At 47.9% G+C, this 26,714-nt stretch carries 20 protein-coding genes; 8 read left to right on the top strand and 12 right to left on the bottom strand.

Translation table 11 applies throughout. From position 1 onward, the window contains the following. Positions 1 to 44: 44 nt before the first annotated feature. From ACX0G9_RS04435 to ACX0G9_RS04455, 5 genes are all read right to left on the bottom strand, one after another. Entirely contained in the window at positions 45 to 1,235 is a 1,191-nt protein-coding gene (locus tag ACX0G9_RS04435; protein ID WP_459063643.1) for an alpha-amylase family protein, read from the bottom strand. A 175-nt stretch (positions 1,236 to 1,410) separates the two neighbouring features. Next, positions 1,411 to 2,151 carry a LytR/AlgR family response regulator transcription factor gene (locus tag ACX0G9_RS04440; protein WP_459063644.1) on the bottom strand — a complete coding sequence of 247 codons (741 nt, stop codon included), beginning with the start codon at positions 2,149 to 2,151 and terminating at the stop codon, positions 1,411 to 1,413. 2 nt (positions 2,152 to 2,153) lie between these two features. Continuing rightward, positions 2,154 to 5,060 (bottom strand): histidine kinase, encoded by a 2,907-nt coding sequence (locus ACX0G9_RS04445; protein ID WP_459063645.1) that lies wholly within the window; start codon positions 5,058 to 5,060, stop codon positions 2,154 to 2,156. A 98-nt stretch (positions 5,061 to 5,158) separates the two neighbouring features. Next, complete coding sequence (locus tag ACX0G9_RS04450) at positions 5,159 to 5,695, bottom strand: hypothetical protein (protein ID WP_459063646.1); 537 nt, start codon at positions 5,693 to 5,695, stop codon at positions 5,159 to 5,161. A gap of 15 nt (positions 5,696 to 5,710) precedes the next feature. Further along, the gene (locus tag ACX0G9_RS04455) at positions 5,711 to 6,304 is read right to left on the bottom strand and encodes a hypothetical protein (protein ID WP_459063647.1); all 594 of its coding nucleotides are present in this window, start codon (positions 6,302 to 6,304) and stop codon (positions 5,711 to 5,713) included. Positions 6,305 to 6,582: 278 nt separating this feature from the next. On the opposite strand from ACX0G9_RS04455, the gene ACX0G9_RS04460 reads away from it, so the two are divergent. Next, positions 6,583 to 10,554, top strand: a complete 3,972-nt coding sequence (locus ACX0G9_RS04460; protein ID WP_459063648.1) for a M36 family metallopeptidase — start codon at positions 6,583 to 6,585, stop codon at positions 10,552 to 10,554. A gap of 49 nt (positions 10,555 to 10,603) precedes the next feature. On the opposite strand, the gene ACX0G9_RS04465 is transcribed toward ACX0G9_RS04460, so the two are convergent. The 7 genes from ACX0G9_RS04465 to ACX0G9_RS04495 all read right to left on the bottom strand — a co-directional run bounded on the left by ACX0G9_RS04465 (position 10,604) and on the right by ACX0G9_RS04495 (position 16,210). After that, entirely contained in the window at positions 10,604 to 11,899 is a 1,296-nt protein-coding gene (locus ACX0G9_RS04465) for an epoxide hydrolase family protein (protein ID WP_459063649.1), read from the bottom strand. Positions 11,900 to 12,289: 390 nt separating this feature from the next. Beyond that, on the bottom strand, positions 12,290 to 12,724 hold the full coding sequence (locus ACX0G9_RS04470) for a hypothetical protein (RefSeq protein ID WP_459063650.1): 435 nt from the start codon (positions 12,722 to 12,724) through the stop codon (positions 12,290 to 12,292). 66 nt (positions 12,725 to 12,790) lie between these two features. Beyond that, complete coding sequence (locus ACX0G9_RS04475; protein ID WP_459063651.1) at positions 12,791 to 13,114, bottom strand: hypothetical protein; 324 nt, start codon at positions 13,112 to 13,114, stop codon at positions 12,791 to 12,793. 59 nt (positions 13,115 to 13,173) lie between these two features. Continuing rightward, positions 13,174 to 13,548: a hypothetical protein gene (locus ACX0G9_RS04480; RefSeq protein WP_459063652.1), complete on the bottom strand. Its 375-nt coding sequence runs from the start codon at positions 13,546 to 13,548 to the stop codon at positions 13,174 to 13,176. Positions 13,549 to 13,589: 41 nt separating this feature from the next. Beyond that, positions 13,590 to 14,012, bottom strand: coding sequence for a hypothetical protein (locus tag ACX0G9_RS04485; RefSeq protein WP_459063653.1), 423 nt, complete (start codon positions 14,010 to 14,012; stop codon positions 13,590 to 13,592). Between the two features lie 40 nt (positions 14,013 to 14,052). After that, entirely contained in the window at positions 14,053 to 14,736 is a 684-nt protein-coding gene (locus ACX0G9_RS04490; protein WP_459063654.1) for a ferredoxin, read from the bottom strand. Between the two features lie 688 nt (positions 14,737 to 15,424). Continuing rightward, entirely contained in the window at positions 15,425 to 16,210 is a 786-nt protein-coding gene (locus ACX0G9_RS04495) for a DUF6799 domain-containing protein (RefSeq protein WP_459063655.1), read from the bottom strand. Between the two features lie 346 nt (positions 16,211 to 16,556). Here ACX0G9_RS04495 and ACX0G9_RS04500 point away from each other — a divergent pair, with 346 nt between their 5' ends. From ACX0G9_RS04500 to ACX0G9_RS04530, 7 genes are all read left to right on the top strand, one after another. Then, positions 16,557 to 17,153: an RNA polymerase sigma factor gene (locus tag ACX0G9_RS04500; protein WP_459063656.1), complete on the top strand. Its 597-nt coding sequence runs from the start codon at positions 16,557 to 16,559 to the stop codon at positions 17,151 to 17,153. A gap of 82 nt (positions 17,154 to 17,235) precedes the next feature. Next, the gene (locus tag ACX0G9_RS04505; protein WP_459063657.1) at positions 17,236 to 18,426 is read left to right on the top strand and encodes a FecR family protein; all 1,191 of its coding nucleotides are present in this window, start codon (positions 17,236 to 17,238) and stop codon (positions 18,424 to 18,426) included. 267 nt (positions 18,427 to 18,693) lie between these two features. Continuing rightward, positions 18,694 to 22,020 carry a SusC/RagA family TonB-linked outer membrane protein gene (locus tag ACX0G9_RS04510; protein ID WP_459063658.1) on the top strand — a complete coding sequence of 1,109 codons (3,327 nt, stop codon included), beginning with the start codon at positions 18,694 to 18,696 and terminating at the stop codon, positions 22,018 to 22,020. A gap of 19 nt (positions 22,021 to 22,039) precedes the next feature. Further along, positions 22,040 to 23,455 carry a RagB/SusD family nutrient uptake outer membrane protein gene (locus ACX0G9_RS04515; protein WP_459063659.1) on the top strand — a complete coding sequence of 472 codons (1,416 nt, stop codon included), beginning with the start codon at positions 22,040 to 22,042 and terminating at the stop codon, positions 23,453 to 23,455. Between the two features lie 5 nt (positions 23,456 to 23,460). Beyond that, the gene (locus ACX0G9_RS04520; protein ID WP_459063660.1) at positions 23,461 to 24,231 is read left to right on the top strand and encodes a DUF4843 domain-containing protein; all 771 of its coding nucleotides are present in this window, start codon (positions 23,461 to 23,463) and stop codon (positions 24,229 to 24,231) included. A 37-nt stretch (positions 24,232 to 24,268) separates the two neighbouring features. Beyond that, on the top strand, positions 24,269 to 25,744 hold the full coding sequence (locus ACX0G9_RS04525) for a PKD-like family lipoprotein (RefSeq protein WP_459063661.1): 1,476 nt from the start codon (positions 24,269 to 24,271) through the stop codon (positions 25,742 to 25,744). A 39-nt stretch (positions 25,745 to 25,783) separates the two neighbouring features. Continuing rightward, positions 25,784 to 26,713, top strand: a complete 930-nt coding sequence (locus ACX0G9_RS04530; protein ID WP_459063662.1) for an ABC transporter ATP-binding protein — start codon at positions 25,784 to 25,786, stop codon at positions 26,711 to 26,713. The last annotated feature ends 1 nt before the right edge of the window (position 26,714 follow it).

Raw genomic sequence — 26,714 nt, forward strand, 5'->3', positions numbered from 1 at the left:
ACTGCCCAGTGTTAAGTTAAGTTTTAACTTTAGGCATTCATTGATCATGCGGATAATCCATCCTCATGGCCAAACGTATTGCAGCCTATTATATACATATCACCCGCGGCCTCGCGAATATTTTTATACAACGCCAGTGTTATTTCTGCGGTAGTTTTAGTGTTGTCATTAAAACGCCAGCCTTTAGCGGTAATTTCTTCCGTCATTTCAAAACCCCATTTGCCTAAAATATCATAGGTTGTAAAATCATGTTTTACCAACTGGTAGCCCCACAGTTTGTATAGCGAAATATTATTCCTTACACGCTCGAGATTTTCCTCAATGGAAGGGTCAAGCACGGGGTTCTTAGGGTTATCCCTTCCGGGTATAGCGGGCAACAACAATGATTTAGCCTCACCATGCTTGCCACATAAAGCCCTTGTCCATAAACCCGGGCGCATGCCTATTTTTTTTATGCCTTCGGCCATGGCATGCATATCCTTGAATTTATCATTAGGCCTTGAAAAATCCTCGGCCCAACCACCATCATTGGGCAGGTATGGGCTGTATTGGGCCCAGCCTGCATCTATTACGGAGAAGGGGATATTGTTGGTATCAGACGCTAAATCTGCCAGCAGATTAGTATGCTCCAATATGAGCTGGAAAGAATTATTGCCGTATGCAAAATACCAATCGTTAATACCATACACCGGTTGCCTTGGTAATATCGGTTTGTCACACATCATTTTGCAAAAGCGTTGTGTGGTGGCAAACAGGCTTTCACCATTATGGCTTGTGGTAATAATAATATCGGCGGCATGTAAGCTCCTGTTGCCCAATTGCACGCCAACGCCCCCATTGCGGGTATCCAATACCAGCTGCAGGCTTTTATCTCCCAATATCCAATGGCAGATAGTATTAGCACCAGTTTTTACACCAAAACCATTGGCCGTAGCATCATCATGCTGAATAAAATACCAGGGCATTTTTTTATTGCCGGCAGGCACTTGCCAGCCTACATCGCCATAGGTTCTTTCCCAATGATCAACTAGGCATTTGGAGCTGGCTGCAATATGGTGCGTCCATTGCAGGCGTATGTTGTTCAGCGGTAGCGTGGGCGAATGCACACTAACTGACAGAGCATTATCAGCTTGTTTTAATAACAGTTCCACATCTTTATATTTCCAGGATGATTGGTTGAATGGCACGCATTTAAACCATTCATCACCGCTCTGTATCCAAACTTCGTTGGGCATACTAATGAAGGTTGTACCAGTTTGCGTAAAGCTGACCTTGCTAAAAAATAAAGCTGCTGCTGTTGTGCCTGAGAGTTGTATAAAGTTCCGCCTGTTCATATGCGACTATGTTATATATCAGTCAAAAGTATTTATAAAATATGAGTTTAACATATCCAGGTTAGGTTGATTTTATTCAAATTCCCATCAGCGCCAGAAATTCCTCCTTTTTCCTTCGTGCCACATCTACGAGTTCCCCATTCTGCAGCTCGATCTGCCCCCCATCACCCTTGATATAACGCTTGATAAAATTCAGGTTGATGATGTGGGAATGGTGACAGCGGAAAAAAATATCGCCCGGCAGCAGGTCCTCGAACTCCTTCATGGTCTTGCTAACGGTTAGTTTGGGCCGGTTGATAAAACTGAAAACGGTATAATTGCTTTGCGCCTCAACGTGTATGATATCACTAAGATTAAAGAACAACAACCCCTCCATCGTAGGGATGGTAATCTTATTCATTGCCGTCTTGCTCCGTAAATTATGTTCCAGGATCTCCAGCCGCGAGCCTGCGTTCTCCTGACGACGTTCATCTGTTATCTTCCCGATGGCACTACGTAATTCCTCTATATCTACCGGCTTCAGCAAATAGTCAAACGCCGCAAAACGTATTGCTCTGATCGCATACTGGTCATAGGCCGTCGTAAAGATCAGGTGGAAGCTCTTCCGCTTCAGTTGTGACAACATCTCAAAACCGCCCATCCTGGGCATCTCGATGTCCAGGAAAACAATGTCGGGTTTCTGGTTGTTGATCAGCATCAGTCCTTCTTCCCCATTTTCCGCCTCGCCAGTGACTTCCACTCCCGGACAGTAATCTTTCAGTTTCTGCCGCAAGGCGACACGACCCTTTAACTCATCGTCTATTATAATTGCAGTCATAGTCAGCTGATTTTTAAATATACCTGGACCTTGGTTCCTACGGCATGCCCATCTTTCCGCAGATCGGTTACTACCACCGGGATATTTTCCCCGCCGTTGAAAAGATTGACCCGGTCGCGGCCCATCTCCATTCCGTAAGAACGATGCGTGGATCTTAAACCGGCAGCGTCCCGGCCGACCCCATTGTCTTCTATTCGGTAGACGAGATGGTCCTCTTCCCTGAAGACATCGATGAGGAGGTGGCCATTACCGCCCTGGCGGTTGCGCAGCCCATGTATGATGGCGTTCTCTACATAAGGCTGAATGATCAGCGGGGGTACTCTGAAGTCCTCAGCCAGTATTTCGTCGTCCACCTTTATTTCAGCGGTAAATGCATGCTCGCTCCGGAAAAGTTCCAGATCGATATACAGTTGTAGTGTCTCCAGGTCCCGCGCCAGCGTTACCGTATGTTGTTTGGAGCTGTCCAGAATACTCCGGAGCAACCTGGCGAACTTGTTCAGATACACGGTCGCCAGGTACTTGTCATTGCTTTGTATCAGTGCATCGATACTGTTGATACAATTGAAAATAAAATGTGGGTTCATCTGGGCCCTTAACGCCATCATTTCAGTACTGGCAAGCTGTTGTTTCATCCGCGATTCCTTCCGCAGGCCATATTCATACCATCGGACCAATCCAACGACAAGCAAGATGATCATTAGTACACCTATGGCCCGGAACCACCAGGTGGCCCAGAAAGGAGCAGCAATCCAGATCGCCATCGAAGTGACGTTCTTTTCATTGTTGGCGCTGTCCGTGCGTACCCGGAACAGGTATTTCCCGGGTGAAAGATTGGTATAACCCGCATATCCGCCCGCCCCTCCGTGCACCCAGTCCTTGTCTACGCCAACCAGCCGGTAATAATACTTTGTTCGCTGGATGCCTGAGAACTGTAGATCGGAGAATTCTATTCCGATGAAATTGTCCCGGTAAGACAGCTTTACAGGTTTTTCTGTTCTTAGAAAGCTGTCAACGAATACGGGGTTGCCAAAGACCCGGAACTGGGTGATGGACGGAGCTGTTTTCTTATTTTGAACAGCGGCTATTTCCTGTGGATCAAAACAAACCAGCTCCGAATGCGTCCAGGTCATCCACTTCCCGCCTCCTGTCGTTAAATTTTGGTTCGCCGGTCCAGGCTCCCCATTCCCGTCTGTTAAAAAGGTGTTCCCTGAAAAGTAGCCCTTAGCCAGTCCCTTTTCAGGGCGGCAGGAGTAGAAGCCTTTGGTAGCCGGTTCGTACCGGCACACATTATAGTCCGTCGTAAACCAGATATTTCCCGCGCTGTCTTTTGCAATTGCATTGGCGGACCAGGAAGACTGCTCTTCGTTGACGGCTATCCGGGTGAACATCCTGGAATGCCTGTTGAAAAACCACAGCCCATTATCCTGGGAACCGACGATGAGGACGGAGTCGTTATACGCGGTAATGCCCCTGCAGATAAAACTATTCAGTGACGATGGCCGCCAGTTACCGATAAATGTTCTTTCACGGGTGTCGAATCCGCTCAGTCCGTTGCCGGTACCTACCCAGCAAAATCCATCGGCATCGACATACATACTTTCTATTCCTGTGAACGACAACGCCGGATCGCTGGTCGAACAGGTTAAGAATCGCCGCTGATGCCAATCCCATGTCACGACTTTTCCGTTTTGCAGGCCAAGAAGCGTATTGCCCGAATGATCCTTTATCATACATTTGATGGTCGACCGTTCCATTTCAGGAGGGCAAATGGTATGCAGCGAGTGGGTAAGCGGATCGATGATGTGCAAAAAGCCATGCTGGCAGCCGGCCCAGATTTCACCGTCCTGCTGCTGAAGAAAGCTCCACACCATATTCTGTTCATACATGCCGGGAAAAAAAATATGTTTTTTCAGCCGGAATGCCGTATCGTAGATCAGCAGGCCATTCCCCCAGCTTCCCACGTATAACTCTTTATTCTGTGTCCAGGCGGCCGTCACAATTTCCGCTCCGATATCACGTTGGCCATAGCGGCTGAAATACTGCCTGTACGGATTGAATATACAGACGCCTTTATCAGTTGCCAGCCAGATATTTTCTTCCCTGTCCTGAAAAATGCCGCCAATATTGTGATTGTATTGCAGGGCAAGGTTATTGTCCGGCTCATGTAGCAGGTAGAGGAATTTATCCTTGTATGCGTCATATTGCAGCAATCCCGCCATGCCCGTCGCGAACCACAACTTCTTATGGTCGTCTTCGAAGACAGCAGACACCCATCCAGGTAGCGTTTTTGCCATGCCTTCTCTCCTGAGTATATCGGCAATCGAATATTTATACAATTTTCCGGTAGGGTAATGGTAGCGATAGAACTGGTGGGACCAACTGATCAGCCAGAGATTTCCCCGGCAGTCCAGCAAGGCCTTTCGAATGGAAGAAGAGGGGACACTCAGCCCTTCCAGTACGGGATGATGAATAGGATTGAATTCAGTAGAATAGGTCTGATTCCCGCGCTCCAGCAATAGCCCCTTTGTCGGGTGTACTAACCAGGTGTCTCCGCCGTACCGGGTCCGCAACAACGAATAATCGTCCGGCGTGGAATCGGCCCGGTTATACCTGAAACTCCATTGGTAAAGATTTCTGTCCGACTTATAAAATAAGACTCTGTCATGTTCGTCATCCGGGTAAAGGTAGGCGACTGTCAATGGGTTCCCACTGGGACAATTTAAAAATCGTAATCCATCATATCGTTGTAATCCCTTTGACCCGCCAATCCACATATAGCCTTTCTTGTCCTGTGTGATTGCATAGACCTCATTACTGATAAGTCCATTGGTATTGTCGATCATCCTGAAAATATAACGTTCAGGCATGGGAGTGGCAATGGTCTCCTGGGCAAGAACAGGACCGGTCATCCAACAACAACAAAGCCATGAAATGAGCCAGCGTAGACACGACATCGCTAAATTTACTGTAAATTACCTCATAATAAACATTTGTAATCTTTTTTCAATCAGGGCAAACGAACAGGCGGGCCGGCGGGCGGTATGCTGATGGCGCTGCTCAGATTGGGCAGCATCGTTCGGATGGCCTGCATGTCTTTGTTCGACGTGTCGATAAAGGTCCAACTGGCGCCGCTATCCGCGGACACGGCGATCAAGGTCGAGGTACTGCGGATTTTCCCGGATGGCAGTTGGTAATCGGTCTGCTGCAGTAATGTACATTGCCATTCCTTTGCCTGGCGAACAATTTTGGAGGGCGCGCCAAAGTCAATCCTGGTGACCTTTATCCCCTTCGAACGCATCTCGCCGTCAACTTTAACCAATGCGGCTTCTAAATTGCCGATGCCACCGGACAGCTTGACCAACGCGGGGTGCATGAATTTTGAAAAGGTTTTGTAGTCACCGGTAATAAAGGCCTGGCCCATCTGCCGTGCCTGCCGGTAAAGGGTCTGCCAGGCAACTTTTTCCCCGGCCGGTGTTACTGTTTGGGCATGGGCTGTAAGAACTATGCCAAAGGTTAGAACCACGTAGTGTAATAATTTTTTCATCGTTGTAGTAAAATTTTAGAATAATTTTCTGCCAAAGAACAAGACCGCGCCTAGTAAAAATACCATCCACCAATATAGGTCAATGAGATAAAAGACGTCCGTTAAAAAACGGTCTGCTGAAAGGGGCTGCTTCTTTAGCGGGGAATTTGAAGTCTTAAAATGTCCTTTGCTCCCGGAATAAAAGCCATTCATAAAATTGGGGTAATCCTGGCTATTCCTGATGGCCTCTTTCATATGATCAAAATACCTGCTGCTATCCTTCAAAAAGCTGGCATAAGACGGCCCTTCCAGGAGCACCTGCAGCAACAGCCCCAGAGCAATAAATCCGATGATCAGGGTAATAACCAGTATGGTAAGGCTAATGGCGTCCGGTTTACGGAAGGAAGGGTTGAAAAAACAGGCCTGCATTAGGCTAAGCAGCAGACAGGCCGCCAGCAACCATAACAAATTTCTAAACGTACGGCTGAAATGACCGATAAAATTCAGCGGAGCATTAGTCAGTTCAACATTCGGATCTTCCGAAAGGAGTTGCTTGTAATAAATATAAGTTGACTCGGAAATTTTATCCGGTTCCCTAAACTGTACCTTTTTATAAGCGATGATGGTCACCCGAAAGTTTACTCGTTTTATGTACCACAATCTAGCCCATTGACCAGCCCATTCATCATAGATTTAGCAGATGGCGGAATTCACTGAGCCGGCGGCAGTTAGCGATTTTCGCAGGAGGATGCTGTTATCTGCTCAATGAAACCCGCCAATGACTAAATAGATAAGCGAAAAAATAAATGGTATATCTATTATTTCGATATTTAGCAGAATATACGATTTAACCGATTCCACTGATCTTCCCTTTTTTATTTCCCGAAAATAATCAATTATATAAGCTTATGCGTATTCTCTACACCTTTTGCAAAGGGGCAATCATTTTTTTGGGAGTGTTTCTATTTTTAATGCTGCCTGCGAAGGCGCAGACGCAACAGACGCAGGAGACGCCGGCACAATTGCCGGGAGACACGGCTGCTGCAAGACAAAAAGCGATGAATCTGCTGCATAAAAATCTGCAGGTCAGCGGTCTCAATCAAGCCACACTCGACAGCTACGAGGTTACGGACTCCTATTTCGACAAAAAGTCCGGTACTTTCCTGGTTTATCTGCAACAGGCCTATCTCGGTGTTCCTGTATACAATGTAATAGGCGTATATATTTTCAGGAATGATTCGTTGATCGGGAAAAAGGCGGATTTTATCCCGCGAATAGCGACAAGGGTGGAAGCAAGGTCTGTTGCTGGTGGAAATAGTGGAGTGAGTATTACTGGGGCTTCCGGCGCGGGTGGAGGCCCCGGCCCGAGAGTAACTTTTGCGGTGAATGCAGTACAGGCGATCCGTTTTGCGGCCGGCCATCTGCATATTCCTTTTATACAGGAGCCCAGGATGATTCAGAAAGATGATGTCCGTCAGCGTTTTGTTTACCGTTCGACGGGGATTTCTAAAAGGAATATTGGTTCGGACCTGGTCTGGTTGCCGGTGAATGAGGGGAAGCAGGTAAGACTTTCCTGGAACGTACGGATCGTTTCGCCCGATGGTAATGGAGATTGGTTGGTTCGGATCGATGCACAGACGGGGGAAGTGCTCGGGAAGAGCAGTCTTGTCGTTTCTGAAAGGGCTGGTGGGGAGTGTGTGGATGCTCCTGGAAATGAGGCAGCGATAATGGGGATGGGTACAGGCACGAAGGGCGATGAGAATTTGGGAAAGGGAGAGGGAAATGTTCCACCGGCCCCGCCGGCAGTTAGCAGCGCCTCCTACCGCGTCTATCCTTTCCCGCTGGAATCAGCCAATTATGGGCCACGGGCGTTGGACCTCAATCCCTGGTTGAAGGCGGGAGCGGGTAATGACGCCATTTCTATAGGCTGGCATTTTGACAATACGACCAATTTTGACTATACACGCGGGAATAATGTGTGGGCGCAACAGGATATCGATGGGACCAGCAATACCACAGGTTTTGCAGATACTTCCATTACCAACAGTCCGGGCCTGACCTTTGACCGCAATATCGATCCATCTGCCAGCCCTACTACTTACTCAAATATCCGCGCGGCGATGGACAACCTGTTCTATTGGAATAATATTATGCACGATATCAGCTACCAATATGGATTTGATGAAGCAGCGGGCAATTTCCAGGAGAGCAACCAGGGGAGAGGCGGATTGGGCGGCGACTATGTGAATGCCTTTGCGGAAGACGGAGCGAGTATCAACAACTCCGATTTTAGCACCCCGCCCGATGGCGAAAACCCGAAAATGCGCATGTTCCAGTGGAATACAGCTACAGGCTCCGCGTTTCATGTCAATAGCCCGTCGCCCCTTGTTGCTGATTATCAGGTTTCCGTAGGAAGCATCAGCATCCAGAGTCAATTGACAACTACCGGTCCGGTCACGGCGGATATCGTGCTGGCGAACGATATAGCCGCCTCCACACACCAGGGCTGTGCCGTCGGCGGGTTTAGCAATGCGGCCAGTCTTGTGGACAGGATTGTGTTGATCGACCGGGGCGGGGGCTGTAGTTTAGTCGCCAAGATCAAAGCCGCGCAGAACGCCGGAGCCATCGCCGTTATCATCGTCAACAACGTTACAGGTGCGCCCACGGCCATCGGCGCGAAACCAGCCGACACCACGATAAGGATACCATCTGTAATGATCTCCCTGACTGATGGCACCACGCTAAAAAACAATCTGACCGGTCTTAACGGCACGCTGTCCGCTGTCGGCGTAAATCGCGATGGGTCCTTGGACAATGGAGTCATAGCGCACGAATATACCCACGGCATTTCCAATCGCCTCACCGGCGGGCCTTCGCATACTGACTGTCTTAACGACCTGGAACAAATGGGGGAAGGGTGGAGCGACTACCTGGCCCTGATGGTTACCACCAATTGGTCCACCGCAACGGCGAGCGATGGCCCCAGGCCGCGACCCATCGGCACCTATGTCTTTAATCAGACTACTGCGCAAAAGGGTATACGCACCTATCCTTATTCGACGGACCTGACCGTCAATCCCTGGAACTATAGCAATCTGGCCGGTATTGCGAACAGTGAGCCGCATACCGTGGGGGAGATCTGGTGCGGTGCCATCTGGGACATGACCTGGAATATTATCCAGCAAGAAGGCATCGACCCCGATATCTATCACGGTAACAAGGGTAATAATATTGCCCTGCAGCTGGTGATCGAAGGAATGAAATACCAGCCCTGCGACCCGGGTTTCCTCGATGGCCGGGATGCCATTTTAAAGGCAGATTCCATCCTGTACAATTATGCGCATAAATGCGCGATCTGGAACGCTTTCAGTAGAAGAGGCATGGGCAAGAGCGCGAAACAGGGCAGTGTAAATAGCACCACCGACCAGACGGCAGCAACCGACCTGCCACAAGGGCTCGGCATTGTACAGACGGTTGACAAGACTAATCTTGTACAGGGTGATCATATTACCTATACCATCAAGGCCTATTGCGATTGTACGCCGCTTTCCGGCGTTCGCATAGTTGATACCCTTTCCCGGAATCTAACTTATGTCTCTTCACCGGGGGGGAGCTATACGGCTCCCTATGTCCATTTTGACGGGCTCAACTTCGCCGCAGGCGAGGTCAGGACCTTTACGGTCCAGGCCAGTGTAGCCGGGTCCTATACGGCTCAGAATATCCTTATCAACGATACGAGGGATCCCGCATCTTATAGCTGGACCCCGGCGGTCACCAATGGCAGTACGAATTTTGTGGCAAGCACCGCACGCTCACACAGCCCCGCTAACTCGTGGTTTGCCGCCGATAAATCCACTACGACAGACTTTACATTGACATCCGGCGACCTCCTTTTGGACTCAATCTCGACCCTCTCTTTCTGGCATTGGTATGAAACAGATGCCACCTGGGACGGTGGCGTGGTAGAGCTATCCACCAATGGCGGCAGCAGCTGGCAGGACCTGGGGTCCTACATGGCGCAAAATGGCTATAACAATACGATCGACCCTTCCAATAACGGGATCGGCAGCCGGAAGGCCTTCTCAGGGAGCAGCGGCGGCGGATTTGTACAAACCATCATCCCGTTGACCGGCTTTGCCGGCATGATAGGCAGGATCCGATTCCGGTTTGCCAGTGATAATGTCGCCAGCGACGATCCATCCCGGGACGAAGGATGGTATATCGATGATATTTCCCTCCGGACCGAAAAGGGCGCCATCAGTCTGACCAGTGCTTTCACCAGTACAGGTACCCTGTTATCGGGCAGTAATACGATCTCCACATTTAGTTCCGTCCCGCTGCCGGTGCATTTTTTAAGTTTTGACGCCCGCAATCAAAATAAGACGGCCTTGCTGCATTGGACGGTAAATGGCGAGCTCCATGTCGACAAATATGTCATTGAAAGAAGTGCAGACGGAATGAATTTTACGGCCATCGGGGAAGTATCGGGCAATCCTTCCGGCGCTGCGGCTGCCGATTATTTTTTCCCGGACAACCAGCCTCTGGAGGGAAAGAATTTTTACCGGATAGTGGAGAAAGACATCGATGGAAAATCAACAATCTCCGTCACGAAACTACTTCAATTTACCGCCAGCGGAATGCTTATCCGGCTTTCACCAGTGCCAACCTATAATCATTTGGTACAGATGGAGATAGAAACCAGCGGCGACCAGACTCTTTCGGCCTGTCTGATCAATACAATGGGAGCGACGATAAAGGTTTACCGTGTAAAAAAAGGGATGAATCAGCTGAACCTTGAAAATTTTTCAAAAGGGATCTATTTTCTTAGGATTCAAACCAGCGATAAGAACAGCGAGATCCGGAAAATTGTGATCCAATAGTTTTCTATTATTGGGGTAACACACATGGGTGCGTTACCCCTTGGTACAACTAACGCAGCGACTTAAAGGCAGCACGCATTTCTTCCGTGAATAATTGTGGTTGCCCCCAGGCAGCGAAGTGCCCTCCTTTATCCACCGTGTGGAAGTAAATCAGGTTTGAGTAAGCACGGCGTGCCCATGATTCCGGAGAAGTATAAACATCTTCCGGAAATACGGTAATCGCCACCGGCAATTTTATCTGGTCGGTTTTTTGCGCGCCCGCACTGATCACTTCGGTGTTTCTGTTTTCCCAATAAATCCGTGCTGCGGAGACAGCAGTGTTAGTCAGCCAATAGAGGGAGAAGTTATCCAGCACCTCATCTTTTGTTGGCGACTGTTTGGGATCTGCTCCAAAAGACCAATTGGCAAAACCAGGGTGTAAAAGGAGCCATGCTGCTAGTCCGGTGGGGGAATCTGTCAGACCGTAACCCACGGCTTGTGGCCTTGCCGTCATTGTCGTCTTGTAGATAAACCCGCCTTCTTTTATTGATTTTACAACGTGATTAAAGGCAGCCAGTTCTTCCGTGGAAAATCCTGCCGGCGCGACGCCACTTCCAAGCGCCTTCCCAGCTTCTGCAGGTAATGTAGCTGGTAAATTACTATGAATACCCAGTAACCCGGCAGGGGCCTGCAGCGCAATTGCATTGACAATACCCGCACCCCAATCGCCGCCTTGTGCAACATAGCGTTTATATCCAAGACGATTCATCAGTACACCCCATGCTTTAGCAATGCGATAATTATCCCATCCCGCTTCCATTGGCTTGCCGGAAAAACCAAAACCTGGCAAAGAAGGTATCACAACGTCAAAAGCATCTTCAGCCTTTCCGCCATGGGCTGCAGGATTGGTTAAAGGATCAATAATGCTCAACAGTTCAACTACTGAACCAGGCCATCCATGACTAATAATTATGGGTAGGGCATTCGGCTCTTTTGAGCGAATGTGAAGGAAATGAATATCAACACCATCAATATTTGTGATAAACTGCGGATAAGCGTTTAGCCTGGCTTCCGCTTTTCTCCAATCATAATCGTAACCCCAATATTGTACTAAGCCATGTAATTCAGCAAGCTTTACTCCCTGCGACTGATCGGAAACAGTTTCTTTGCCTGGCCAGCGGGTATCCTGAATTCGTTTGCGAAGATCTTCAAGGTCTGCATTCGGAATATGGACGGTAAAAGGGCGAATTGTTTCGCTGGTTTTTTCAACTGATGCCAATTCCATCTGCGCATTAGCTGATCCTGCCTGGAAAGCCATTGCTCCGGTAAGCATTGTACTGGCAAGAATTTTTGTTGTTGTTGTCATTTGGTTTAAATTTTAAAAATCAGTTAGATAATATTCTCTTCCCAAAACATTCTTTAAAACGTCAATTCGATGCTGTTAGAAGAAGGTCACGGACTTTTAAAATGAGCACCATCTTTACGTTTATTGCACAAAAGTATCTTCGACTAAGGCATAAAGGCGAACGCTAAACAGGCAAGTGGCCAATTTTTAGGTTAAGCCTGTCAATTACATACTTGAGAATTTTCAGGCTTGATATAGGGGCAAAAACAGGACTGATCGCAGAAGATTGCTTATCGGGTATTTTCTTTCTGACTGTCTGATATTAATTTGAGGGTTATTGCCCATAAAAACGCTGCCTGGAATTTGTACCAGGTCGATGATGTAGTATTCGCTATGATTTACGAGGTAGGCTCACGCCCAATTCGGCGTTACGGGGATACCGGGGTCGGTAATGGTATTAGCTGTAGGGACAGTATAAGTGCGATAGCCAGTATCCGGCCAGCGCCCCATTGCCTGGGGGATACCGTCCATGACTAGCATATTCGTCCTTTGGGTAAGTCCCGGGCAGTAGAATTCGTAAATATTGCTGGTACCCATCTGTGTGCCTCCTGTCAGGGTGTAGAATCCGCTGGTGATCGCCCTTGCCGTACCGCCATAGGTGCTAAAGACGATATGCGCGGCTGCTGAACCACTGAATTTGAGAACCAGGGCTTCGTTGAAGGTATCACCTGACTTGAGGAAGACGGTGTCGCCGGCTAAAAGTGTAGTATGTGTGTTGAGGTAGGCGATGGTAGGCCACGGCGAGAAAAGCGGGGACAGGTAAAATAGGAAAAGGAGCTTTTTCATGGATTAAGTTTTCACACTAACGATGCCGGGATGGGTTTTATTGGGTTCGTAGATTCACGATCCTCCTTACCCTGTAGGCGACGGAAAAAAATAACGCTTGTAGAATTCTGCCGATGATCTTTTTGCGTATATAGATTTGCGACCAAATTTTTTCTTTTTCCAATTAATATCAAATCGGACTCCTTCGTCGTAGTTGTGAGGAATAGGAACCAGCATGAGGAAAGGTGGGGCGTGCAATAAATTCACCACTTGTTCGGCCATTAATAGTCGATTTTCCTGTTGGTTCCACTTTTGTAACACAGCTATTTCCGGCTTCGTCAAATGTTCATCATTTTGATCAACGGTTCGCGCATTGGGCGTAAGGATATTGGTAGTGCTCGGGGAGTTCATTGAAGCAAAACTGTTTAGTCAACTCCGCAACCATTTTAGTAGCTTCTTTTAGGTGCTGGCTAAACTTCCTCATAGTCTACATAATCCGGCATCTTTTGCATATTATAGGGTGACTTATACCAGTCGGACAGCTCCGCCCAATTATCATTCTTATTATGCATGCCTCTTAGTACTTTGGAATCGGGGCGAGTCGTTATTAAAAAGTCATTGGTTTGAAACAAATACTTCCAAGACCGGATTCCTTTTACATTCGGAAATTTGAACAGCGTAACTGGTCCCAGAGCGATCTTCGATGATCGAATATTGGCCATGTCATAGTCTTTTCGAATTGCTCCTTCCACCCTATCGTAAACATATACGTAACGTCCATCGAAAAGAGAATCATCTGTAAAGTCATACACTTCGGCAAATCCATAGCCTAAACCATGGTCCATAGCAAATCGATATATCTTTCCGGAATTTTCTGGTTTCACGCCTATTGTCCTTTATTTCTTTGGTAGAGGAGCATTTCATTCCTGGCAAAAGGAGGGTGCATGATTTCGCCATCCCAGTTTTTCGGGATGTCCGGGAACACCACCTTTGTTCTTTCCACGAATTGGTACCAACCTGGTGTTTCTTCGGTAATCGTTGTCTGCCATCCATTCCAGAAAATGTCCATACAAATTTCGTCCACAGCCATAAGATCCACCTTATATGCGATTAATCTTTCGATCTCCGCCCATAGCATTTTTTGGGGATCATCCTTAAAAGAGAAAGTAAACCCGTCCTCCTCATAGGTGAAATCGCCGAGGTCACGCTGTTTTTCCTGCCACATCATTGTTCGTTCCGCCTGTGTAAAGGAGACAGTCGGTTCTGAAGGGTTATTAAAGAGTGAAGTTATCTTCCGAAATAAGCCCATAGGCGATTATTTACGGCGACAGCTCAAAGTTCATTATTTGTTAATACGGCTTGTCATAAAATATGTCGTCAGACGTATTCCTTGCAAACCATTTTATATTCGTAATCCGGGAATCCACTTTCAAAAAATCATGGAGCAAAGAACCAAGCCCGATTGTGCTTTCAATTATTTTCCCTTTTTCACCGCTAATTTGTAGAGTATAGCCATCGCTCAAGTGCTTTTTGCAATCATATAAAATCCCTCTTGCCCCTCGGGACCATCGATTAACAAAACTAAAATGATTGGTCTGGTTGCAAGTGTTCCCGTCTATGATAACATGCGATCCCAGAGAAGTAAACTTAGCGATCAGTAGGTTCGCTAATTCAATTATTAAGCCCTCAAAATTAAATGAAACCCGATCACGAACCAAGACAGGATATTGCCTTTCGGGGATTTTATCACAAAGATCCGCCATTCCATCTTCGAATAACCGCCTTAATATTTTCTCATCCGTTCCTCCATATCGCAACGCGCTTATACAAGAAACCATCATGGCACTGATTGCCTCATCCAATTCGGCCTCCGATTCGGGTTGTTTTTTAAAATAACAATGTCCATCATTCTCCGCATGTTCAATGAGATCGGGCGCTTCTGCCTGCGGTGCACCACAAGTAATACAATCCCCATTGTTGATATAAAAATCGCCCTTGTTTAATGGATATCGCTCTTTGATTGAAGTGGGCATGTTATTTACCAAATTATTGACCTTTTAATATATATAAAAACGGTGCTTACTAACAAATGGTTATTTCAGCAATCAGCATACTAATGTGAGTGCCAATACATTAAACAAATTCACACCTAATCTTGTTATGTTTTTACAAATAAATATAACAAGATTACAAAAAGACATTCAAATTATAGCACCACTAGCGCTACAATTTTAGAATTCCGACTTATTCTTTGTATTAAAATTTAGCGGTGACTAGACTGCAATTGAGCATACTTGCCAGCGGGTCATACCTAAATACAAAAATGCACTTATAACTCGATAATACGCTAAGGGTCCGACATCATATTTGTAAATCCGTCCCACAGCTATTTAATAACCCGAACACCCACTCTGCAATAGGTGATATATCAAAGACAATCCGTCGTGCAAAGCCCCGTTCTTACCAGGGTGCACGACGGATTGAAAACAGGGCCTGAATTGACTATTGCTTATAGATCTCGCCTGAGCCGCTTATCCAGGTCTTCGCCTCTAAGATTTTTTGCTTTGATCTTTCCCTGGGGGTCGACCAGTAAATTCTGTGGAACGGGGTCGGATGAATTCAACGGTGAGAATGGCCAGATCATCCAGGGTATATCGGGAACCCAGAAAAATGGAATTTTACTGGTGTTAAAAAATTCTTTCGTCTGCTAGCCTACTCGGCTTATTTTTTTTTGACGGTCCAGTTGTCAGTGGCGCTGATACTACTACCCTGGTAATAGACAATAGAAAGATGCCTATAATGTAGAGTAACCTTTTCTTCTGCCAATTCACCGGTATGGCTTCCACCGGCGAGCTTCCCAGGTTTGGTCACCTTGATTCCTGATATGACCGCATCGCCGAGGGTAACGACCTTAAACTTGCTGCTATCGCCCTGATTATACACCGTAAAGGCAATCTTGCCGATCTTTTCTTTATTGGAGCACCACAGCAAAAGCTTGGGCGATGCGGCATCTGCTTTTCTGGAGATCGTAAGCGGCACGTGTGTTTTCGCCAAAACGTCTTTTCGGGTAAGGTGGAAGATCATCGAAGCATCTGTCAGAAAACCTTCCGCGCTGGCCCCCGGCCCCTCGGCCTTGAACCTTCCCTGAGTTTTCCCCTTCATACTGGTGTTAGTGTGAGACTTGGCAATCCCGGAAGCTGGTTCCGGATGCGCCATATCCTTTAAATTGCGAATTTTCCCGTCCATAGTAATGTATTGGCCTTCTTTTAATTTTTTAGACTCGCCACTGCCAGCATCTATAGACCCATCGGGGTGGATGGTCGATTCATTGACCAGGGCAATGTCCTTTTTGACAGGCTTTTTATGACCATTGTTCACTTCAATAAGTTTACCGTGTTTCATCATGATATAGATCCGGGGAGAATGGCTGGAAGTCTTGGGAGTTATCTCTGCGAACGCAGAATAAGAAAGAATAGAAATGACAGCCATGAACGATAACGCTTTCATTGGGTAGTTTTTAGGGGTTAAGGACGTAAGAACGATTGCCCGATAAGGTTTATTTCCTCAAAAGTATAATTTGCCCTTTTATCAATCTTTCGCGATAAAAATGAGCATTCGATCGAATTCAGCCTGCCTTGAGAAGCGAATTCTCCATTCTGACGATGCCGAAGATGTAACAATTATAAAGGTATTTCTGCCGTCTGTTTTCCCGCCTCATTTATTTCCTTGGAAGATTATCTTGATAGTCTATTAAATAAGTATACTAAAAAATCTATATTTGCCTCAAAATTTCAGAACTGTCTTTTTTATACTTTTTTTATTTAACTTGTAACCGACCAAGGTTAACACTCTGATGAATAAAACCCCTCTATATAATGAGAATGAGTTGCTATTATTGGCATCCCGCGGAGACAGGCAGGCTTTTTCAGCACTGTACACACAATACCTCGACCATCTTTACAAATATATTTTTCTCTTCACCAAATCTCCCTTTACTTCACAGGAGATCATTCAGGACGTTTTTATCCATATCTGGGAATCCCGGGAACGCCTGCAAGGAGTGAATTCTTTCCGCTCCTATCTTTTTCGTGCCGCCCGCAACAAAGCGTTGGATTATATACGTCATCGCCAGGTCGAGCAGCGCATCCTCGCTGGCTACATGCTGGAAAAAAGAGAAATTCCGGAGACGCCGCAGGATACGCTCGACTATAAAGCTTACTATCACCTTGTACAGGAAGCTATTGCTCAACTTCCTCCACGCCGGCAATTAATCTTCCGGATGAATACGGAAAAAGGACTTTCCCACGACGAGATCGCCCGGGAGCTGGATATTTCCAAATCGGCCGTTAAAAATCAGCTCTACGAAGCATACGACTTTGTTCGCGGCTATCTTTCCCAACATGGCGAGATCTCCTTTGCCTTGATCCTGATTGGTTTACATGCGTTATAAAACTATTTTTTAAAATTCTTCCACACGGAGTTGTTCTTTCTTGCCGCAAAAACGTCTTCTTATTCAGACACACGTTTTTACTATGCAACCATCTCATATCCATGATTTTCTTCAACGCTTCGCTGACGACCTGCATACGGAGGACGAGCACCGGCAATTCCTCGACTGGTTTCGCGGCGCCAGTGTAGAAAAGACGGAAGAAGTGGCTGACCGGTATGAGTTGCTGCTGGAAAAAGCAGCGTCCCGGGAGAACTCCCGTCCGCAGCTCGCTGCTGCTATTGAAAGATCCCTGGATGAGGTGGATCTAAGAAGAAAGAGAACCCTGCCGTTCTATAAAAAGACCTGGTTACGAGTGGCGGCTTCCATATTGGCGGTCGTTTGCGCCACAGGTTTGTATTTTGCCCTCCGGTCAGGGCCTCCATACCAGCGACTGGCACAAAAGCCATCGATCGTTCCGGCGATCGATATTTTGCCGGGCGGCAACAAGGCCATCCTGGTGAAATCCGACGGTTCGCAGGTCGTGTTGGAAGATAGTACGAACCAGACGATCATGGAGGCCAACGGGCAGAAGATTGCCAATAAGAAAGGATCTTTGAGTTATAGGCAAAGTGAGGGAACAGACCACGTCGTGTTCAATTCCGTAAAAGTTCCCCGTAAAGGAAAATATCAGGTGGTATTGGCCGATGGAACCAACGTATGGCTGAATGCGGAATCCTCGCTGACCTATCCCTCTGCTTTTGTCGACGCCCAAAGGAAAGTGGAATTGACCGGGGAAGCCTATTTTGAAGTGGCGAGGGATCCCGCAAGACCCTTTCATGTCGTCCACAAGGACCTGGACGTAGAGGTCCTGGGCACCAATTTCAATATCAACAGCTATGAGGACGAGAAAACTACAAAAGTTACGCTGTTGCAAGGTTCGGTGAGGGTCCTATCGCTGCCCTCAGCCGCCTCTGCGACCGTACAGCTAAAGCCCGGTCAGCAGGCCCAGTACCATCCGGATGGAAGACTAACCGTTTCGGAAGATGCCGATCTGGAAGAAACGATGGCCTGGAAAAACGGCCGGTTCCAATTCAAAGACACAGACCTGAAAAGCATCATGCGACAGCTTATGAGATGGTATGACATCGAAGTAGCGTATGAGGGAAACATAGAAGACCGATTCTTCACCGCCGATATATCGAGAAGTAAGAACCTTTCCTCCGTATTAAAGATCCTGGAATTGAGCAATATTCATTGCACTATGGAAGGGAAAAAACTGATCCTAAGACCATAGTACTGACGACTGCCAGGCCAAAGAACCATCCTGTTTGGAATCATTCTGTTTGTAACGCCATTGAAATAAAAAGGATTGCCAAAAACAAAACCGCCTCGGGTTCGAGACCGAAGCGGCAGCCGGCTTATGGCCGGAGGTTTGGACATCCGCAAAGACAATGACACACTGCTTATTAGTTAACCAAACCAAAACAAAGTTATGGGTTTATGGACATTTTTTGCCTTTTTGGTTCCCAACCGAAGGCATCTGACTGAAAAACTGCTTATTATGAAGTTGACTGCGATCCTTATTTTGGCGGGCTGCTTGCAGGTGAATGCCCGCGGGTATGCTCAGACCGTTACGCTGTCTGAAAAGAACGCCTCCCTGGAAAAGATCTTCCGGGCAGTGAAGCGGCAGACCGGCTATGACTTCTTCTATGAATCGAAACTGTTGAAGGACGCCAAAAAAGTGGACATCAGCGTATCCGGCGCCACCCTCGAACAGGTATTGGCCATCTGTTTTAAGGACCAGCCGCTCAGTTTCAGCATAGTAGAGAAGACGATCCTGGTAAAACAGAAAGAAGTCGTTCATGGGTTCATTCCTCCCGGGGAAGCAGCGGCTCCGCCCGATACCGTACGCGGTCATATCGTGGATGAAAAAGGCAATCCCGTTGCCGGGGTCAGCATCCAGGTAAAAGGAACGACGAAAGGCGTGAATTCGGATGTTAATGGCAACTATACCATCATCATAAGGGGCAAGGCGGTATTGGTAATCAGTTCTATAGGATATGTCGCACAGGAGATTACACCCGGCAACCGTAAAATAATCAATATCGACTTGAAGCTGAACATATCTACCCTCGGTGAAGTGATAAGCACCGGGAAAATGGACCGGAAAATGGAGAGCTTCACCGGCGCCGTGCTAAGGGTGACTGGAGATGAGCTAAAAGCCGTCGGGAACCAAAATATCATAAAGAGTCTGAAGACGCTGGATCCGTCGTTTATCGTAGTGGATAATAATTTGTCGGGTAGTAATCCGAATAGCCTGCCCACGATCGAGCTGAGAGGCAAGACCAGTCTTTCCACGCAAGGTGTAAAGGACGTCTTTAGCGGCGATCCCAATCTGCCATTGTTCGTGTTGGATGGATTCGAAAGCGATCTGACGACGATCATTAATCTTGATATGAACCGGGTGGCTAGTGTCACCGTATTGAAAGATGCGGCCTCTACCGCGGCCTATGGGTCCAAGGCGGCCAATGGGGTTGTGGTAGTGGAAACTAAAAGACCGGTGAGGGGCAAGCTGAGCGTAGGATATACCGCTGACTTCAGTGTATCGGTGCCCGATATGAACTCTTATAATCTTATGAATGCGGGTGAGAAGCTGGAGTTCGAGAAACTGGCAGGCAGATGGCATGTCGGCTGGCCCAGCTTTGATGAAGGCCTGGACAGTCTTTATAATCAACGGTTATTGAATGTAAAAAGAGGGGTCAATACCCAATGGATCAACATCCCCGTCCGAACTGGATTTAGCAACGGGCATTCTTTGTATATCTCAGGCGGATCGGATGAACTGCAGTTCGGCATCGGGCTGAACTACAAAAAAGACGACGGCCTCATGAAGGGATCGGACAGGCAAACCTGGGGCGGGACCATCGATCTGCGGTACCGGTATAAGCGATTGAACATTTACAACAAGCTATACCTGAGCGGTTATAACAGCAACGAATCGCCCTATGGTTCCTTCGCGACCTATGCGCAGACGAATCCCTATTTTACGCCCCTTGATTCCACCGGGCAGATCAGCCGATATCTCGATCAGTCGCCCTATTTCTTTGATACGATCAAGGCTTCCAACCCCCTGTACAATGCCTATCTGCCTTCAAAGAATTATGCGAATAAACTGAGTATCACCAATAACCTGCAGATGATCTATTCGGTCTCGAACCATCTGCGGGTAGAAGGGTCCTTACAGCTGTTAAAAGATATTCTGACAAAGGAAGCCTTTGTATCCCCCCAGAATACGATGTACGACAATACCGTCTTTACCCAAAAAGGCAGCTATACGAATAAACGGACGGATAATTTCACCTACCGTACCAACCTGGGGATCGTGTATGGGAATACTTTCAACGGTCTTCACCAGGTCACCGGTAATCTTCGGGGGGAGCTGGAACAGGATCGCAATGGACAGCTGGGTTTCGACGCGGTGGGTTTTCCCGTCGGCAGTTCTGGAAATCCCGCCTTTGCAAGCGGCTATAGTCCTTATGGGAGGCCGACGGCAGCCTCACGGCTCTATCGCCGGAACGCATTATCGGGCAGCGCCAACTATGTGTATGATAATAGTTACTTATTCGATGCCTCCTATGCGCTGGATGGCTCAACGGCCTTTGGCAGTAACAAGCAGTATACCAATTTCTGGTCGGTTGGGGCTGGCATCAACCTGCATAACAAATTTCACCTGGATAAAAGGGTGTTCAGCCTTTTCAAGATCCGGGGAAATATAGGCGCCTTGGGGAATCAGAGTTTGGGCAGCTTCCCGAACGTGTCGGTCTTTGGCTATAATACCGGCACGAATATCTTCGGCCAGGGCACCACGCTGCAATCCCTCGCCAATCCCAACCTGCAATGGCAGAATACAAAGACGACCAGTGTTGGAACGGATATCGCGCTCTGGCAGGGACGGTTCAGCGGTACCCTGAATGCCTTTGATAAGAAGACCGACCCCCTGGTGGTAGTGCTGGATCTTTCATCAACCACCGGTCTTTCCAAATATCCCACCAACGATGGCATCATGGATACGAGGGGATTGGAAGCTATCCTGCGGTATTCCCCGATCTATAATGTTGCGCAACAGATCGTATGGACGGTTGGGCTCACGGCCGCGACGACAGTTAGCAAATACCAGCACTTTGTCGCGGGCGGATTGGCGTCTTTGAACAAGCAGGCACAGGCCGCCGCCAGCCTGGCCCGCTATATCGACGGCTATAGCCCGGACGATCTCTGGGCGGTTCCTTCCCTGGGCATCGATCCGACCACAGGCAATGAAGTCTATCGGAGGAAAGATGGAGAAAGTACGCTGAAATACGATGTAGCCGATGCGGTGGTGGTTGGTAATAGCCGGCCGAAGCTTGAAGGCGTCATTACCAATAATGTCAACTATAAAGGTTTTACGCTGGGCATCAACCTTCGTTACAAGATTGGCGGCAAACAGTTCAATTACGACCTTTTCAATAAAGTGGAAAATGTCAACCAGGACAATGTCAATCAGAATTTCGATAGAAGAGCCTTGTACGACCGGTGGTTCAAACCCGGGGATGTAGCCAAATATAAAAAGGTGGATATCGGATACACTGCGGGGCTTTATGATGGACTTTCCTATTCATCCAGTGTGGCGACTTCCCGGTTCGTACAGAAGGATAATAGCCTGATCGGCGAATCTATCAACCTGGGCTACCAGTTCATCAACAAACCCTGGATGGATGCCATGGGGCTGAAGGCCTTGTCGTTCAGCGCCTATTTGAATGAAATCTTCCATTGGTCGACCATCAAGGCCGAAAGGGGAATAGATTATCCTTTTGCCAATATTGTTTCTTTTAGTGTACGAGCATCTTTCTAACCCTGATAATTTAAAAGAGATGAATAAGAAATTAATGATAGCAATGGTCGTTTTTTTCGGATGGACGATCTTGCCGGCTTGTAAAAAATACCTGAACGTTAAGCCGGACGATAAGTTTTTGGAATCCCAGCTGTACAACAGCAAGGTAGGTGTCGAGAGCGTATTGAACGGCATCTATCTTCAGCTGCCGACCGCGCCCTTATATGGGGAGAACCTCTCTACGACCTGCGTGGAATTATTGGGCCAGCGATACTTCTCCGACGCCCAATGGTCGACTCTTGCCAGCTATAACTACACCTTTCCTTCTGCCGTGTCGGTTATCGATACGATCTGGAGCAGCAGCTATAAAGCCATCGCAAACATCAACAAGCTTATCGCCAATTTGACCGTTTATCCCGGCGTTGTCCCGAAGGCCGAGTCCGATATCATCGCCGGTGAGGCCTATGCCTTACGCGCCATGATGCATTTCGATCTGCTGCGTTTATACGGTCCGGTCTATTCCAACCACCCGGAACTTTCCGCCATCCCCTATTATACTATGGCTACTCCTGAGACACAGCCCTTCCTCAGCGCGTCTGAGGTCATTGTGAAGATCCTGGCAGATCTGAAAACGGCTGAAGGGTTGCTTGCTGCCGATCCGATCATCACCAAGGGGAAACAAGAGGCATTACAAAATGACGGGAATGATTTTCTCCGTTTCCGGAATCTGCGGATGAATTTTTATGCGGCAACGGCCCTGGAAGCCAGGGTGCAGTTGTATGCAGGTAATAAACAGGAAGCGCTGGCGGCCGCAAAAAAGGTGATCGATGTCAGCGATGTATTATTTCCCTGGTCGGACCCTTCCGCGGTCATCCAGGGCGATAACTCCGACAGGGTTTTTTCTTCGGAGATCGTATTTGCGTTGCAAAACCTGAATCTCTATAGTCAATACACGGATATTTTTGTCACCGCCAGCATCAATCTCACCACCAGCGACTTCCGGGTCACGGAGACTTTTGAAGTACAGAGCGGTGAGGGTGTCAACGATTACCGCTATCGTTCCCAATTCGGGGGACTGAACTTCGGTGTCGAGCGGAGTATTATAAAATACGCCGACGTGAAGGATCTGACCTTGAAATTCCGGTACATGCAGCCTATGCTACGGAAATCAGAAATGTATTATATCGCCGCGGAGGCCGAGACGGATCCCACCCTGGCGCTGGGTTATCTCAACATGGTTCGCTATAACCGGGGTCTGAGTGATCTTTCCGACGGGACGGATATCAATGCGGAGCTGCTGAAAGAATATAAAAAGGAGTTTTTCGGAGAGGGGCAGCTGTGGTTCTATTATAAAAGGACGAATGCCTCCACCATCCCGGATGGAAAAGGATTAGACGAATATTCCGATATGTATATGGACGATAGATATTATGTCCTTCCTCACCCTCAATATTAATAAATATGAAAAATAGTATAGTATTCTTTATGGTACTGGCCTCCATGGCGATGATGCTGTCCTGTAAAAAGGAGAATGTTCCTCTTTTTAATGCGGACCCAAGTGTATATTTTCTTGCTACCGCGCAGTGGAACCGTTATACTGCCGTCGATTCTATCCTAGCATCGTTTGGGTATTCCGCCGATAACGTAACGGACAGTATCGTCAGACTCCCCGTAAATGTCCTGGGCAAGACCTCCTCCCTGGACAGGGTGTATAAAGTGGTTGCACTGGATGGCCGCAGCACTGCCAAGGCCGGTTATAATTATGACCTGCCAGCCACTACGGTGATCCGGGCGGGTCTTTCGACGGACTCCCTGGTGATTACGATCCATCGCACCCCGGATATATTGTACCATCCGCTGACCCTGACCCTGCAGTTGGTACCCAATGAGAATTTTGTGCAGGATCTGATCAAGGATACCCTGGACGCCATTACCGGCAAGCCAGTCTATTATACCATTTTTAAAGTAGTCATGCAGGACGGATTGACGCAGCCCCGGATTTGGAACGAGGCCGTATTATTTTTCGGCACCTTCTCCCCTAAAAAACTGAGGCTGATCAGTGCGGTTACCGGGATACCCTTAAACACCCTATCCACTGGTAACAGTTATCCGATGTGGGGTTTTTGGGCTACCATGACGAACCGCTACCTGCTGGATCAGAAGGCGGCCGGTACGCCAGTTCTGGAAGATGACGGTACGCCGATGGCCATGGGCCGGTTTGTAACAACGTAAATCTGGCTATTTAATTGATCTGCTAAAAGTAAAAATTATGAACATCCACGCAAAAATATTGACAGGGATCGCAAGTGTCTTCATACTCCTTTGTTTCTCCTGCAAAAAATACCAGGTGGTTGCAGGCACAAAGGAAGTCAACGAGGTCAAGGTCGGTCTGCAAGCCAGCTATACGGTCTATTTGGGAGATACCTTACATATTACACCCAGCTTATCTTTTACGCAGGACAAAGGCGCCAATCCGGGCCGCTATAAGTATCTCTGGTATTACATCAATCTTGGCGCGGACGGGTTTGATGCAAGTTACAAGGTCTCCATTGATTCCACCCTCGACCTTACTTACAGGATCGCTTTATCGCCGGGAAATTATTTACTCTATTTCGATGTCACGGATACCCTAACCGGTGTGGTCTTTCATGGTTCGGCGCCTTTAAAGGTCACAACGCCCTATTATGAAGGATGGCTGGTACTCAGTGATGCCGGCACGGCGCCAAGGCTGGACATGGTGTCGTATAATGATAATGGTGTCGGGACTACTTATTTCGATGTGCTGGGCAAGCTGGGTTCCGGCCTTGTACTGACCGGTAAGGCAAAATCTGTACTCTATACAGGGGGTATCTATATAACGACTACCGGCAATGGCACCAATACCGTTGATGGGGATAATTTCAGCTGGAAACCTACCAATAATATCAGGTACGTTATGCCGGATCCCAATCTTCCGGCGGATTATTATCCCGACCGCTTTGTCTACGGTCCCTATTCAGGCGAACAGGTTCTTTGGAATGATGGAACCGTATATGCGAGAGGCAACACTTACTATCCTTTCGGGCTTCCGATCAACCGCTTTTTGGCAGAACAGTCCAATTTCTATGCATCGCCATTTGTCTCGGCGGGATTTTATCTCTACCTCTATGACAGTGCCAAACATCGGTTTGCCCAGAATCTGATCATTGGCAACCGCAGCAGCATGAATCCCATGCCGACCTTCGGAACAGGCGGCGCCACGCTCTTCGATTGGAACAATACCGGCATGAACCTGGTCTTTATGGATCTGAGCCCTTATAACGGACTAGAGGTCTTCGCCATTTTAAAAGACACTGCCGCGGACAAATTTCACCTTGCCCAATTCAACGACTATGAACAGAGGCAGGACTATTATGAGCTAATGACGGGTCCTGATCTGGCGACCGCTACACATTTCGCGATCAATAGCAACTACGGGTATGTGTTTTATTCGTCCGGATCCAAGCTCTATGAGTTCGACCTGGGTCTCAAAACGAGTAAACTAATGGCCGACTACGGAACCTTGCAGATCTCGAATGTGCTGAGGAACCCGGTCCAATCGCAAACGAATGACCTGATCGTGACGCTGACCGATCCCGCCGGAACTCCGGGGTCGAATGGTATCCTGAAGCTTTACTCCGTTCCACCTGTTGGCGGAAGCCTGGTGCTGCATGAAACCTATACGGGCTTTGGGGATATTAAGGGCGTTACCTACCGGCAACGATAACGAATACGATTCTAAAAAAATACTAAACTCACACTGTCAATGGATGGAACTATCGTTAAGATCGAACACCTGAGCCACCGCTATAGCCGCAATTGGGCCATCAGGGACATTAATTTCGAGATCAGCCAGCATGGGGTATTGGGCCTGCTGGGATCCAATGGGGCGGGCAAATCCACCACCATGAATATTCTTTGCGGGGTGCTGAACCAGACGGAAGGCTCTGTATTTATCAATGGGATCGACCTGCGGAAGCAGCCCGAAGAGGCCAAGAAACTCATCGGTTTTTTGCCGCAGACAGCCCCTTTGCATTTTGACCTGACCGTGGATGAATATCTTACGCATTGCGCATATATGCGGCTGATGGATAAGAAAGAGATCCCTGCGGCCCTCGCGGAAGCGAAGGATCGCTGCGGTATCACCCATTTCAGCGAAAGACTGCTGCGCAATCTCTCGGGCGGTTACCGCCAACGGGTTGGCATCGCCCAGGCCATTATTCACAAACCCAAATTGGTCGTCCTGGACGAGCCTACCAATGGACTCGATCCCAATCAAATTACCGAAGTAAGGGCGCTGATCAAGGAGATCGCGGAAGAAAGATCTGTGATCTTCTCCTCGCATATCCTTTCGGAGATCCAGGCAACCTGCCGGGACGTGAAAATGATCGAGGATGGTAGAATGGTATTCTCTGATACCATGGATGCCTTTAACAACTATGTTGAGCCCAACAGCATGCTGGTCGTCATGGACCGGCCTCCGTCGGCCGAAGAGCTTCAGGCTACACCGGGCATTACGGGCGTTGAATTCCTGAACCCGGTAAAGGTCCGGCTCACCATCGACAGAACGCCCGACATCTCCCAACGTATCATCGCGCTCAGCGTGGAAAAAGGATGGGGCCTCCGCGAGATCAGCCTGGAGAAAAGCTCACTCGATGAGGTCTTTGCACAGTTATCTAAAAAAAATGCCAACTAAA

It is taken from the genome of Flavitalea flava, assembly GCF_054461575.1.

What these genes read in the sequence shown, in the direction of transcription:
- ACX0G9_RS04515 (WP_459063659.1), top strand. Translation starts at nt 22,040, where the DNA reads ATGAATAAGAAATTAATGATAGCAATGGTCGTTTTTTTCGGATGGACG.
- ACX0G9_RS04505 (WP_459063657.1), top strand. Translation starts at nt 17,236, where the DNA reads ATGCAACCATCTCATATCCATGATTTTCTTCAACGCTTCGCTGACGAC.
- ACX0G9_RS04525 (WP_459063661.1), top strand. Translation starts at nt 24,269, where the DNA reads ATGAACATCCACGCAAAAATATTGACAGGGATCGCAAGTGTCTTCATA.
- ACX0G9_RS04450 (WP_459063646.1), bottom strand. Translation starts at nt 5,695, where the DNA reads ATGAAAAAATTATTACACTACGTGGTTCTAACCTTTGGCATAGTTCTT.
- ACX0G9_RS04435 (WP_459063643.1), bottom strand. Translation starts at nt 1,235, where the DNA reads ATGCCCAACGAAGTTTGGATACAGAGCGGTGATGAATGGTTTAAATGC.
- ACX0G9_RS04485 (WP_459063653.1), bottom strand. Translation starts at nt 14,012, where the DNA reads ATGGGCTTATTTCGGAAGATAACTTCACTCTTTAATAACCCTTCAGAA.
- ACX0G9_RS04440 (WP_459063644.1), bottom strand. Translation starts at nt 2,151, where the DNA reads ATGACTGCAATTATAATAGACGATGAGTTAAAGGGTCGTGTCGCCTTG.
- ACX0G9_RS04490 (WP_459063654.1), bottom strand. Translation starts at nt 14,736, where the DNA reads ATGCCCACTTCAATCAAAGAGCGATATCCATTAAACAAGGGCGATTTT.
- ACX0G9_RS04530 (WP_459063662.1), top strand. Translation starts at nt 25,784, where the DNA reads ATGGATGGAACTATCGTTAAGATCGAACACCTGAGCCACCGCTATAGC.
- ACX0G9_RS04475 (WP_459063651.1), bottom strand. Translation starts at nt 13,114, where the DNA reads ATGAACTCCCCGAGCACTACCAATATCCTTACGCCCAATGCGCGAACC.
- ACX0G9_RS04470 (WP_459063650.1), bottom strand. Translation starts at nt 12,724, where the DNA reads ATGAAAAAGCTCCTTTTCCTATTTTACCTGTCCCCGCTTTTCTCGCCG.
- ACX0G9_RS04445 (WP_459063645.1), bottom strand. Translation starts at nt 5,060, where the DNA reads ATGACCGGTCCTGTTCTTGCCCAGGAGACCATTGCCACTCCCATGCCT.
- ACX0G9_RS04480 (WP_459063652.1), bottom strand. Translation starts at nt 13,548, where the DNA reads ATGGACCATGGTTTAGGCTATGGATTTGCCGAAGTGTATGACTTTACA.
- ACX0G9_RS04495 (WP_459063655.1), bottom strand. Translation starts at nt 16,210, where the DNA reads ATGAAAGCGTTATCGTTCATGGCTGTCATTTCTATTCTTTCTTATTCT.
- ACX0G9_RS04465 (WP_459063649.1), bottom strand. Translation starts at nt 11,899, where the DNA reads ATGACAACAACAACAAAAATTCTTGCCAGTACAATGCTTACCGGAGCA.
- ACX0G9_RS04460 (WP_459063648.1), top strand. Translation starts at nt 6,583, where the DNA reads ATGCGTATTCTCTACACCTTTTGCAAAGGGGCAATCATTTTTTTGGGA.
- ACX0G9_RS04510 (WP_459063658.1), top strand. Translation starts at nt 18,694, where the DNA reads ATGAAGTTGACTGCGATCCTTATTTTGGCGGGCTGCTTGCAGGTGAAT.
- ACX0G9_RS04500 (WP_459063656.1), top strand. Translation starts at nt 16,557, where the DNA reads ATGAATAAAACCCCTCTATATAATGAGAATGAGTTGCTATTATTGGCA.
- ACX0G9_RS04520 (WP_459063660.1), top strand. Translation starts at nt 23,461, where the DNA reads ATGAAAAATAGTATAGTATTCTTTATGGTACTGGCCTCCATGGCGATG.